Annotated in this window: 9 protein-coding genes and 1 pseudogene; 4 read left to right on the top strand and 6 right to left on the bottom strand. The window is 40.8% G+C overall.

The features are described 5' to 3' along the window. Nucleotides 1-27 precede the first annotated feature (27 nt). The gene (locus BM099_RS14730) at nt 28-1,836 is read left to right on the top strand and encodes a DUF262 domain-containing protein (protein ID WP_090728896.1); all 1,809 of its coding nucleotides are present in this window, start codon (nt 28-30) and stop codon (nt 1,834-1,836) included. Nucleotides 1,837-1,888: 52 nt separating this feature from the next. On the opposite strand, the gene dndE is transcribed toward BM099_RS14730, so the two are convergent. The 6 genes from dndE to BM099_RS14700 all read right to left on the bottom strand — a co-directional run bounded on the left by dndE (nt 1,889) and on the right by BM099_RS14700 (nt 9,469). Then, nucleotides 1,889-2,236 (bottom strand): DNA sulfur modification protein DndE, encoded by a 348-nt coding sequence (gene dndE, locus BM099_RS14725; RefSeq protein ID WP_090728895.1) that lies wholly within the window; start codon nt 2,234-2,236, stop codon nt 1,889-1,891. Then, complete coding sequence (dndD, locus tag BM099_RS14720; protein ID WP_090728894.1) at nt 2,236-4,233, bottom strand: DNA sulfur modification protein DndD; 1,998 nt, start codon at nt 4,231-4,233, stop codon at nt 2,236-2,238. The genes dndE and dndD overlap by 1 nt, the downstream gene beginning before the upstream one ends. Next, the gene (dndC, locus tag BM099_RS14715) at nt 4,230-5,834 is read right to left on the bottom strand and encodes a DNA phosphorothioation system sulfurtransferase DndC (protein ID WP_090728893.1); all 1,605 of its coding nucleotides are present in this window, start codon (nt 5,832-5,834) and stop codon (nt 4,230-4,232) included. The genes dndD and dndC overlap by 4 nt, the downstream gene beginning before the upstream one ends. Further along, the gene (gene dndB, locus BM099_RS14710; protein WP_090728892.1) at nt 5,834-6,916 is read right to left on the bottom strand and encodes a DNA sulfur modification protein DndB; all 1,083 of its coding nucleotides are present in this window, start codon (nt 6,914-6,916) and stop codon (nt 5,834-5,836) included. The genes dndC and dndB overlap by 1 nt, the downstream gene beginning before the upstream one ends. A 73-nt stretch (nt 6,917-6,989) precedes the next feature. After that, a complete protein-coding gene (locus BM099_RS14705; RefSeq protein WP_198064018.1) occupies nt 6,990-8,996 on the bottom strand; it encodes a DNA phosphorothioation-associated putative methyltransferase in 2,007 nt (668 codons plus the stop codon). Nucleotides 8,997-9,016: 20 nt separating this feature from the next. After that, on the bottom strand, nt 9,017-9,469 hold the full coding sequence (locus tag BM099_RS14700; protein ID WP_090728890.1) for a hypothetical protein: 453 nt from the start codon (nt 9,467-9,469) through the stop codon (nt 9,017-9,019). Nucleotides 9,470-10,522: 1,053 nt separating this feature from the next. Between BM099_RS14700 and BM099_RS14695 the strand changes: the two genes are divergently transcribed. The 3 genes and pseudogenes from BM099_RS14695 to BM099_RS14685 form a co-directional block, all read left to right on the top strand. Then, the gene (locus tag BM099_RS14695; protein WP_090728889.1) at nt 10,523-10,702 is read left to right on the top strand and encodes a hypothetical protein; all 180 of its coding nucleotides are present in this window, start codon (nt 10,523-10,525) and stop codon (nt 10,700-10,702) included. Nucleotides 10,703-10,725: 23 nt separating this feature from the next. Then, complete coding sequence (locus tag BM099_RS14690; protein WP_143083786.1) at nt 10,726-11,232, top strand: hypothetical protein; 507 nt, start codon at nt 10,726-10,728, stop codon at nt 11,230-11,232. Nucleotides 11,233-11,707: 475 nt separating this feature from the next. Then, nucleotides 11,708-11,860: pseudogene (locus tag BM099_RS14685) on the top strand (IS3 family transposase); the annotation flags it as partial. Nucleotides 11,861-11,882: the final 22 nt, after the last annotated feature.

Genomic DNA, 11,882 nt, shown 5'->3' with positions numbered 1-11,882 from the left:
ATCCATATAATAATCATTGAGGATGTCATGGAAGTTAAACCAAATTTTTGTTCAATGGAATCTGTTTTTTCAGAAAATACTATATTTTTTGTACCAAAATACCAACGGTCTTATTCTTGGGAACGCAAGAATGTTAAACAGTTCTGTGACGATATAAAGGCTTTATATGACGCTCATAAAACAGAAGGCAAAGCTGGGCAGCACTTTTTAGGTGGAATTGTATCTGTTAAATGTAAAAGTGAAGATGAGCTTGATGACAAGGTTAAATATCAATTGGTAGATGGACAGCAGAGGCTATCTACAACAGTAATCTTGATATCTAGAATAGTTAACCTTCTCGAAGGTCTTCAGCTAAATGGTGATGCCTCCGAGACAAGAGAAAAACGAATCGCGAAGTATAAGGGAAAATTTGTAGATGTAGTGTTTGAGGAAAATGGTAAGGATGTCAGTTTTCCTCGAATGACCTTGTCAAAAAGGGATCATTTATATTTTGATGATGCTGTTAGAAATGGAGTTGTTGCTAGCTCTGATTTGAAGTCTCACTTACTCATTAAAAGATGCTGTTCTGATATTGATTCTTGGCTTGGTGACTTTAGAGGTGTTGATGATAATGAGACATTAGAAAACATTGATGTGTTGTTTAAGGTTTTCTCAAAGTCTTGCAAAATTCTTATTATAAAAATGAAGGATATCAGTGATGCTTATACTCTTTTCCAAGTTATCAATGATAGAGGTAGGTCTCTAACTGCTGGTGATTTGTTGAGAGCTTCATCCCTTGGGGCTGCTGATGAAACGGGCTTAGAAGATGAACAGCTAAATGAACTGGAAACTAAGTGGGACTCTATTACTGAAAAAGGTACTAAGTCAACAGACGATAAGCTGATAGCCTATTATGTTTCTAATAAAGGCAAAGGATCTTCTAAAACTTCTCTTTTTGAAGATTTTAATAAAGAATTCTTCGATGATAAAAAAAATATATCTTCACGGATTGATGATATTGATAAGCAGATAAAGATATACGATCTTCTCAGCGATGGGAGATGGCCGTATAAAAAATCAATGCTTACTGAGTACCAAAGAAAGAAATTATACAATTTGATTGTTATTTTCAAACATTCTCACTGCCTTCCGTTGTTAATGGCCGCAAGTAATTTAAGTGAGAAAAAGTTTTATCAACTAATATATTTTTTGGAGAAATTCTTCTTTGTCTATAGGGTTGCCATGGAAAAAAGAATGACTCCAGTCACCAAAATATATTACAAAAATATTATTGAAATGAGAAAGGATTCTGGCGTTTATCAGGTTAGGCGATTTGTCGATGAGCTTAGAGGAGTGCTGATATCTAAAATTGGTAAGAGTGAGATTCACTCCTATTTAGATGAAATTGAATATGAGGTAGGGGGGGATAATAAGCATTTAAAGTTTATTCTGTCGTCAATAGAAGAAAGCTGGAAGTGGTTATCAAGCGAAAGAAAACAAGGATTTGTAGGTATTTACAAATCTCATGATAGAACAATGTGCCCAGATGCTTTTGCCTATACGCTTGAGCATATTTATCCAAGAAATGGAGAAGTGGACCCTACTTTAAATCCATATATGCACAAGCTGGAAAATCTGACGTTACTCTCAGGGACTGATAATGAAAATGAAGGTAATAAATCTTTCCCTGAGAAAGTTCCTGCCTACAGGAGCAGCCGGCTGAATATGACGATAAGTCTATGTGAGAATGAAAGCTGGGACACGCAATCTTTATCAGATCGCAAAGACTTCATAAGGCGCGCAGTCATAGACTTATTCATGTTTGGCAATTTACCTGAAGAAGTCACAGCTGCGTGATTCCACGGTGGCATAACATTTGTGTCGGTCGCAAATTTATGCCCTCAACCCATTAGAAAGTATTGCTGAATCCTGTCAAGGATTTGTGGCTTCTCAGCGAAGCTATCCCATCTTCAACATGTGCTGCCCAAGCTTGCTCTAATTCCTTAGACCCAAGCTCTGGGTAGTACTTTCTCAGCAGTGTTTCAACAGCAAGCTCTAAGTCACCCAACCAGGTGACCTTATCCAGACTTAACCCCCCGTCTAGGCTGATAGGCTCGCCAGAAAATCGATAGCCACTCTCTAGCGAACGAAAGAAAGCGATACGAGCCGAGACATTTGGGGTCACACCGGTATGGCTTTTCAATCGTTTCAGCTGCTCTTCAGTTTGCTTCTTCAGGTGCATTCGATTGGGTAACATTAGACAGCCTCCTCCTGTGATGCGGCCCAGAAATAACCTTCTTTTAGCCGTGATGATTTAGTCTTGCCGTCAAAAACAATCTCGTACGCGTGAGAAATTTCTTCCTCCAAGTATTTGGAGAAGTAATGGTTATCGATCTCGGTATCTGTGGAGAGAATAACTACCTGATGGCTGGCAAAGGGGAAGTAATACTTCACCAGCTTATCACGGTGATGTGAGTCCAACCGGCCTAGTGGAGTATCAATGATGATCGGTAACTTTCTACCTGATGTGCGACCGAGCGCTTCAAGTATCGAAATCGCATAGATCTGCTTCTCACCGGCTGACAATGCTTTACGGTTAATCACATGATCATGGTCGTCGATGAGCTCCACGTCAAAGGTCGCAGGGTTAATCCGTGCCTGAATCTGCAGATCATCCTTTCTGGCCAGTTGTTTATAAGACGCAATAAACTCGGATTCCAGCTTCTTCACGCGCGCATGCGTTAACAATTCAGCAAAGCGATCGAGCAACAATAATGCTTGCTGCGCGTTATTCACAGCTTCAGAGCTATTACTAAAAACACGGTGCTTATCGTGAAGTTTCTGCTCTTTCTTGGCAAGCTCCATAGCTTTTTTAAAGGCATCTTTTGCCGCTTCAAGCACTTGCCTATAATCATTATTGAGCTGGACACGCTGACGCTCGAGCTGACGAATTTTGGTGAAAATATCCTGTAGCTGCTCTTGATCAGGTGCGCGTTCAATGTTTAAAGAGGCGTGATCAAGCTCATATTCAACCTTGGCGAGTCGATCTTTGGCTTCTTGAAAGCGAGGTAGAGACTGCTCTTGGGCATCAGATACTTGGTGTTCTAGCCCTCGGTATTCACGGTCGGATAGATCCAACGAAACAGCATCAACTGGAATTTCGTTTAAGTGTGCTTCAAAACACTGGTCAACCAGTTGCAGTGAGGGCGTATTATCCTCTTCTATACCGCTTAATGCAGACTTTAGCTGCGTATATAAGCTCTGTACTTCACGACCAAAGCTTTGCTTTTGCTTTACTTGAGCCTCGCTCGCTAAATCATGAAGCAGTTCTTTTAGCGTGTTTGGCGCCAAAGCCAGTGGTAGAAGGTATTCCAACTCAGAACGAATATCTTTTTCTAATTGCACCTTTTCCTTAAGCAGGTCTTTAACACGCTCCTCTTCGCTTTGGCGTGTCTTTGCCCAAGTCCCACCATCGGCATTCAATGATGCTTCCAAATCACTAAGATCTTTGCTGACCAGCTCAAACTTGGTGGCTTTCAAATCTGCGTCAAAACGCAGCTTTTCAGCTGTTTTTTCAAGAGCCTGACGCTCTGTTTGAGATTCACGGAGCTCTTGATTGATCTTCTCGGGCATCGCCTCAGCGCCGTGGCGCTTAAGGTAAATGATGAGATCACTCTTGAGGCGAGCAATCAAGTCAATACCGAGTAACCGTCTGACAGCAGTTTGAAGAATACTTCCTGACTCATCCTCTGCCAGCTCTGCAATTTTCTCTCCGTCAAAGAAGAAAAGATCGGCGATACCTGCGGGTATCAATTCATTTAAGAATCCTTGGCACTGATCATAGTTTAGTTCACTCCTCGGGGTACCGTCTTGGCTTAGGCTGAGACGATCTTTTTTACCCTTACCCCAAGAGCGAATGAGGTTGTATTCGCTCTCTAGTCCTCCCTGGGTGAAGGTAAAGATTAGTTCGATGCTAGCTTGTTCTGGGTGCCCGCCCAAGCCTTCACCTTTGTGAATTAGCGCATCGAGCTGCTCAATATACTCGCCTTTACTTAGTGTCCGCGAAAACGCTTGCCGGCCATACAGCACAGTCCTTACAGCAGATAAGATTGAAGTTTTACCAGCTCCGTTGAGACCACCAAAGAGGATGATGGGTCTCGGGGTTCCATGTTGATCTCTGCTAGGCTCTAAATTAACCTCATGAACACCCCGGAAAACCCGGAAATTATGTAGCACTAATTTCTTGATAATCATATTAATTCGGCCTGCTTATCACGTAACAGTAGCGCTTCGATCTCTCTGATTTTGTCTTCATAATCTTGAATCTCCTTTTGATGGAGATCGTATTCATGCTTAGCCTGTAACTGAGATTTTTTAGCTTCAATCTCTTCTAAGCTACCCCAATCTTGTTTTAATAGACTGCTAATTTTGTTGAAGACTCCACTTCGACGGCTAAGGCCTTCCATCGAGAGCTCAAGCTCAATCAGTTTTTTAATCATCGCCGGTGCGACGTCGTACTCGTCACCAAGCTGCTCCAGCATTTTTGCATCGTCCGCATCGAAACGTGGCCGGTCATTGTTGGACCATTCTAGATCACGTCCATAGACTTTTCGATAGATGCTAGGAAGTGAGTCTTCCCAATCCGGTTCATTAGGATCCTTAAACCACTCTTGTCGGATTTCGTGTAACTCCGGCTCGGTGATGAGGGTAATCTCATGTCCTTCTTGGTTGAGCTGTTTTTCAATGGTGAGTAGGTCTTCAAGCCATTGTTTACGGAATTTTAACCAGTAAGGGCCTGGAATAAACTTCCGCTGGCTGTCGAGCTCTTCTCCCTCTTTAGCGTTCTGGTAGATAACTCTTCCGTCACGTCGTTTGAAATTACGATATTTGGCTTTTTGTGAAGGGTCGCCCGTTGACGCAAGCAGGTCTCTGTAACGCAGCAGAGGCGACATCCATTCCTCTCCATTTTTGATCAAACCTTCCATGGCCTTATCTTTTGTAACAACGGTACATGTCCAACAGCCAAAACGTGAGTTACCGCAAGATGGTGTGCTATCGTCAATAACCAGAGGGCATTCACCTTGGTTCGATGAGTTCAGATAAAGCGTCCAGAGCGGAAGGTTGCTCGTACCCCAAGGACTTTCCCACTCGTCGACGAAGTCTGAATACTTATACGCTCCACGCAGCAGAGACCACACGTCATTAGTGTTCCATGTATCTATAGGAGTATAGATATAGGCATTCGGTAACGTCGTATGTCGCGCTAAACGGGATCCGTCTATTTTGTGGCGTGCAATAACTTGTGCTCGGGATGCGCTTTCATCACTTCTAGAGCCTAGCAAGAGTATCACCTCATCAAACTGAGCAACTTTCTCTTTAATAAATAGGCTTACCGGATCAATTTTGATGCGCTCTGTACACCAACGAAATTGACGAGTGGGAGCTGGATATCCTTTACCAAGCAAACTAACCCAAAATGTGGCATCTGTTTTAGGTGTCACAAGATGGGTAGTAATCGGCAATTCATCTCTGCGAGCACCATCTTCGATCATTTTGAGGGTGCGTGTAATCATATCGACGACAACGGGTGTCTCGACCAAGGTATCAGAAGAAACTATGAACACAGGTTTGGAACGTCGTTCTGGCTCTAATCCGAGCAACGCAAGATATACAAGCGTCACAATAACCGTGGAATCTTTGCCACCACTATAACCGATAACCCATGGACGCTTATCTGTACAGTAAATCCTCTGGACCTCTGCAACAAAATCAGCCAGAGGCCGACCAGCAAATAACTCTGCATTAATAAATTCTTCGTAATCTTCAAGATCGTGTTTCTGAACCAATATACTCATTAGGCAACTTGCTCTTCTAATGCTTTTTCTTCGGGTGTTAGTTTCAGTCCAAGCGCCAACTTCAATGCATTACACGTCAACTGAATACTCGTATTAGATTTACTTAATTTTCCGTGCTGCATACTACGCTTAATCCACTCTGGGTTCGCTTTTCGCCAATCAATAGTACGAAGCTTAGTCAGTTTTTGTTGCCATTGGTCAGGGGATTCGCATAGGAGATCTTTACCGAGGATACCTAAAGCATGAAGCCCTACACCGTGTGCATGCACATATTCTTGCCTTAACTGCGTAGGGGAAACCTCTTTTTTATGTACTTGTTGCCAATCAGGCATATTGGCATACACAACCTGCCAATAGAGAGTAGCGGTTTCCTTCTCACTTTCATCAAAACCTTCTTTAGCACCCTTACTAAGGAGTGCGCGTGTAGCCTGCTTAATACTACTCAAAGTAAAAAGCTTATTACTCACAACCGAAATACTGGACTTTTCCATCTCGGTCAGCCCCTTAAATGGCTCTATTTCAGTCGCTAAATACCTAGCTAAATTAGAAGCAGGATCACGAAGGTCGTATAATGTCGCCAGCGATGGACTGGGCTTTACAGCATATTTATTCAAGTCCGCAAACATCTGCTGACTTCGCTTGAGTCCCTCATCAACAAAAAACAAAACGGGAAGGTTGTCATGACCCAGCTCTGGACGCTCTTTGACCGCCTCCTCTATCGCTTTGCGCCGATGCTGGCCATCATTAATCAGTATCTGCGCATCCATAGGAACCTTCAGTGTCCCCATATTTGATCCGCTCTCAAACTCTTCAAAATTAACATCGCTACCTACTGATGCAGTCAACGCTGAAAAAACATAATCATGAGGGTTATCTAATAGGTATTTAACCATTTCGGGTATTCGAGACTTATTAAGAGTCCTCTGGGCACGAAGCTCAGGAGGGACCTCCTCTTCGTCATAAATAAAAATACGAGGAATGATCCGAAGGGGGCATGTAGCTATATAAAAACAGTGCCCTGCTTGCATCCCTCTAACTGCAGGAAAAGAATAACAATAGCCGGAAGTGTCAGTAGAGCTCATATCAACAGACCTGATAACGTAATTTCGTGCATTTTACGTCACCAAATAACGTAAGTAAACGTCAGTTCTTATCTTATCCAGTTTTTTTGATGGAATAAAATCGATAACCTTTAGCAACCTTACCCTGCTCAGCGAGCAGACGCTGCAACTCAATATTACCCGGGCCGAGTAGCCCTTGAATGGAAGGGACAAGCCGCTGCAAACGGCGATCAAAAGACATTTGCTTTTCATAATAACTAAAACTGCTGTCTATTAACTTAGATTTGAGATACAACGGTTGAGGTGCATAGCCATCGACATAATCAAAGAAATCTACATCCTGGTCTCGCATCTTAATTTTAATTCGCTCTAACAAAAGCGGCAGTGGCGACTCATCAAATTCGTCATAAACCATCAGGCTAACTTTTCCTGATTGGATATGGATTTTAATCAAACTCACTTCATCTAATTCACCATACAACTGAACCGCACAACCAACATAAATTCTCAAGATTTGTGGCAACTCTTCCAAGAACCCACGATGTATCGTAAGCGAGTGCTGCTCATCCATGACGCTTGCAGAAAGGTTTTCGTATGCTGTTTTACAAGCACTATAGATTTTTTGAACGTCAGATACTTCAAACAAAGCATGCCTTGCTCTTTCTTGAACCTCCTTATATGTGCCAAACAATGCTTTCACATCCCGCTTCAAGCCGTCAGCCAAGCGCGTATAAGGTTTTCTCTTTCCAAATAGCGCTAAAGCAAAGTATACAATCAAGTCATCCTTTTTCATTGCCTTAGAGAGCTCAAAGTCTAAGCTGGCTGCCCCCGCATTTAATACATCAAATAAACGCTTTGAGGAGCCAAAAACCTCAACAATATTAGCATAACCTTCAAACTCATCACTTGCTGGTAACCGCCCCAGCTCAAGACAAACCTGCCAAAAACGCTCACATAGCTCAGTATTTTGTCCGATGAGTACCTGCATCTTACTCAACGAATTAACAGGCCGCTGTGTCAGTTGCTTCCATTGATGATGGCGAAGTTGCCGATTAGATAAAAACGACTGCTCTTGCAACTTATCTCTGAACACATAATAAATACCTGGCGCAATCGCAATAGCATTTTCTTCTAGTGTTTGCTCGATAAAAGCCTGAAGTTCAGATTGGGCATAATACTTTTGAAATGTATTCCTAGAGGTAATAACACCATCTTTGTAAGGCCTAAACCTTTGGATAAAGCTATCGCTTGCCAACATAGCAGAGATAACTAGCACCTTCCCAGCAAGCTCATACGCTCGCATAAGAGCCTCTATACGCTCCTCACGATCCTCAATCACATTAATCACAAACCCGATATTAACTATATCCGCTGAAAATATGTCAGCATCGGGCCTATGTGCAGGATCCCAACCAGCCACATCAATACCATGGGCCTCCAGCTCACAAAGATCATCGCCAAGCCCACACCCATAATCAAATACACTAAATGTACCATCAAGATATCCATGCTTTGAAAGAGACTTCATCGGTGCAGAAAGGCTATGACGTTGTATAGCGGTTTTATGACGATCTACTTGTGCTTGATCACCGGTTTGAAGAGCCGCCTGTCGAAATAACCGTCCATCAACCAAAGCATAACCACTCTGATTGATTAGGCGATACCAAGAATCACGGAAGCCAATTATTTTATGATTTTCATACAGACCAGCAGTTTCACCCTCCTGCGTTAACGTAATAAAATTTTCATACTCAGGGTGATCTGGATGAACAAAAAGTTCTTTTCTATGAAGAATCGGAGGGTTTTCAGCTTTACTGTAGTCCATTTCTCGCTTGGTAGTTGAACGAAGATCCACCGTTGAACTTCTTTCAAGGGCAGGATATGAATCATCAAAAAATAGTGGGTAATGAAGATATGATAATCTGAAGTCTTTACGATAATACTTAACTACATTCCAGTGTTCATCATCAATTTGGCCGGCCTTAGCAATCAAATAAGTAAACTTGGAGAGCTCATCTGCTATGTATTCTAGAGCGGAGCGGTGTAGATATATAACATCAGGCAGGCGCTTTCCTAAAGTTAATTCACTTACAAGCTTCATAAATCTGTCTTGATCCATAACTAGCCTACATAGTCTAAAAACCGCTCTTTCTTGATAGTCCGTGGCACCAGCTTCCCATTATACTGCTTCATGACTGATACTTTGCAATTAAGCTCTGGGCCATAGCTAACATGTATAGGGAGATCATGCCCATAAAAATACAGCCTATCAAAAGAGCAGTTTTCGATAACCCATAACGCGATAACTATTGAACTTACCCCTTCAACCCTAAAGTCGCATGCAAACCCATCCCGACTACATATACGCTTTCCCGCTTTATTTACTTCAAAAGCCGCATGCTGATCCAGTGAGGGGGCAATGCGCTTCACATTACGTTTCCGTATTTCTGAAAGTAATTCTTTACTGCAGAGGCCATAAGTCAACTTAACAGAACCAAACTCATCTACCACCAAGTCTAAAATCTCAGTAGCTAACAAGCTAATAGCATTGAAGCTTTCTTGTGATTTTGGCATGTTTGATACGCCACTCCTAACCTGTGTTGCACCACAAAATATGAGGTCCGAGTACTTAAAGTGCTTACTGCATGCATCTATTCCATTAATCATTACTGAAAACCATTATTAAGCCAAACATAATAAGAATAAAATTCTATGGGTATATTAATAACTATACGGACCACTGAGTACCTCCCAGATCATTCAGTAAGTGCGCATCATCTCTTGAAACAATCGTCGCCTCCATACATCTTACGTCCTCAATCGGATAGTGATACTGCCAACCCCAAAAGTTTATAGGGCAACAATCCGTATTAAAATGCGCATTGGTTGAACTACTTTGCAATATCTCCGAGGAAGTGCAACATGCCTGACGCATATAATGAAAACCAAATCGCAGCAGTTTCGCACTGCCCTAATTGCCCGAAATGATGATCACGGGTTAATTATTCTAAGAAAGCATTTAGCGCAACCACTGCTTCGCCGGAGGCACTGAGCGATCAAAGATATAGTCTGCAATCACCAACAAATCAGCATTATGCCGTAGGCCATAATCTCTAATCTACTTCAATATGACTCGCTGATCACCCGGCAAGGTATATTCTGCAATAACCGACCGATATGCCAGCCGAGGTGTTTATGAAGCGCAGAGGTGAGTCATATTAAACATTATCACCTTCAGACTGTAGCGGCATTGCGCCCTGTGGCTCAATAAAGATTTTCCGCTATGAATCAGCATTAATGGTGGCATAACCTATACTTTTATCCTCTTTAAAAAAAGGTAAGGTTACCGCACCATAGCCTCAACTTATCCATAAGTGCGAGCAAATTTTCCTTCCTAGTATGATGGCCTTATGACGATATTCGCTTTCGGCGAAGCGCAGTAACTGCTTATGCTTGGATCGCTTAGTTTGTTAACGGTGAAGTATGTTCCCCCTCATGGCCAGCCCCTTACTCGCATCTTCCTGAGAATTTGAGCTGCTACAAACCATAATATTTAATTTGCATTCACATGTGTGTTATATACAATTATTAAAATTTCAGATTAAAAATCATAAAATGGACTACAACATGGATGTTTCAAAAAAAATAATCCAAATACCAGATAAAAATAAGATTTATCTTTCCTTTATCCCAATACTTGATGATTATTGGAAAAGTGAAAATCTTGACGGTGCCAATATACAAAACAAATACGAAAAAATGAACAAAAGTGCTCACCCATTGGCACTTAAAACTTTATGCATATAGTTTCATATTGCACTTTATGGTCCTTGAAAAATAAAAAAAACAAATTAAAGTTAAAAAGTATAACAAACAAAAAAAGTTCATATCAAGACAACATAATAAAAGCTCAGAAAAATTGGATATGTGCAAAAAATTCAGCTTTGGAAAATAACAATTTCAAATACTTCAATAATATTGAAACCCTATTCCCTTTAAACAAAATGTCTGGCGGAATTTCTCTTCCTACAAAAAATAATAAAAAAATGGAGTCAGAATTTAATTCATTAAGCCCAGAAGATACTTTAAAAAATGCTAGAGAAATAATAAGAGAAAAATCTGCTAAATCAGTGAATGATGCCACTATTTTAGTAGTAGACCAGTATCTTAAAAATAAAAACTTTTACTATGGAAGAATGTTAACCAGTTTTTATCATATTTTAAAATCCGACTTTCAATCTCCTATATATATAAACTTTTTATCTCTCGTAAAAGATGTAACTGATTGGGATTTAATAAAAGAAAACTACACAGACCAACCACCTCAACTTAGCTGAAAAACAATAAGAAAAAATCTAATTTCCAGCCAGCATGGTGTATCAAATTATAAAATTCTTTCTAATATAAAAAACAAAAAACCTTTGAGGAAAAAAACACATTTAAACAACAAAGCCACCATTATCGATTCAATAAAAAACAATCTTGAAAAAGTAGAGAATTTGTTAAATGATAATTATTATTCCGTGCTTATGAACAATTCCAATATTAACGAAATTGAATGTATCAGAAATAAAATAAAAAAATAGAACAAATAATATTAAACGCCTCAGAAAAGAAACCATAAAATCCATAGATTCTACAGGAAACTAATTAAGAAATCGTCATTATTAATATCTTTCCTAAGGTTGGGTATAGCTACCCCTCCGCACTGAAGGAAAGTACTATTACTAAACGGTCAAACCAAAAAAAATATATGTGCATTACTAATTTAAAATAGGCGGGAACACAACTCCCCGCCTCACACACCTTACCATCGACGAGTTACAAAAAGATCTGGACGAGTGGATTGAATACTATAACAATGAACGGACGCATCAGGGCAAAATGTGTTGCGGTAGAACACCGATGGATACATTGCATGATGGTAAATCGATTTGGGCTGAGAAAAACTTAGCTCAGATCTAAACTGACAGGCATCGTTTGAAAA

Source organism: Neptunomonas qingdaonensis, from assembly GCF_900113275.1.
GTDB lineage: Bacteria > Pseudomonadota > Gammaproteobacteria > Pseudomonadales > Balneatricaceae > Neptunomonas > Neptunomonas qingdaonensis.
The sequence above is the reverse complement of the archived record's forward strand: the minus strand, read 5'-3'. Positions and strand labels throughout refer to the sequence as shown.

Coding starts and splice junctions, on each gene's coding strand:
- BM099_RS14730 (WP_090728896.1), top strand. CDS start 28: ATGGAAGTTAAACCAAATTTTTGTTCAATGGAATCTGTTTTTTCAGAA.
- BM099_RS14700 (WP_090728890.1), bottom strand. CDS start 9,469: ATGCCAAAATCACAAGAAAGCTTCAATGCTATTAGCTTGTTAGCTACT.
- dndB (WP_090728892.1), bottom strand. CDS start 6,916: ATGAGCTCTACTGACACTTCCGGCTATTGTTATTCTTTTCCTGCAGTT.
- dndE (WP_090728895.1), bottom strand. CDS start 2,236: ATGTTACCCAATCGAATGCACCTGAAGAAGCAAACTGAAGAGCAGCTG.
- dndD (WP_090728894.1), bottom strand. CDS start 4,233: ATGATTATCAAGAAATTAGTGCTACATAATTTCCGGGTTTTCCGGGGT.
- BM099_RS14705 (WP_198064018.1), bottom strand. CDS start 8,996: ATGAAGCTTGTAAGTGAATTAACTTTAGGAAAGCGCCTGCCTGATGTT.
- BM099_RS14695 (WP_090728889.1), top strand. CDS start 10,523: ATGGATGTTTCAAAAAAAATAATCCAAATACCAGATAAAAATAAGATT.
- dndC (WP_090728893.1), bottom strand. CDS start 5,834: ATGAGTATATTGGTTCAGAAACACGATCTTGAAGATTACGAAGAATTT.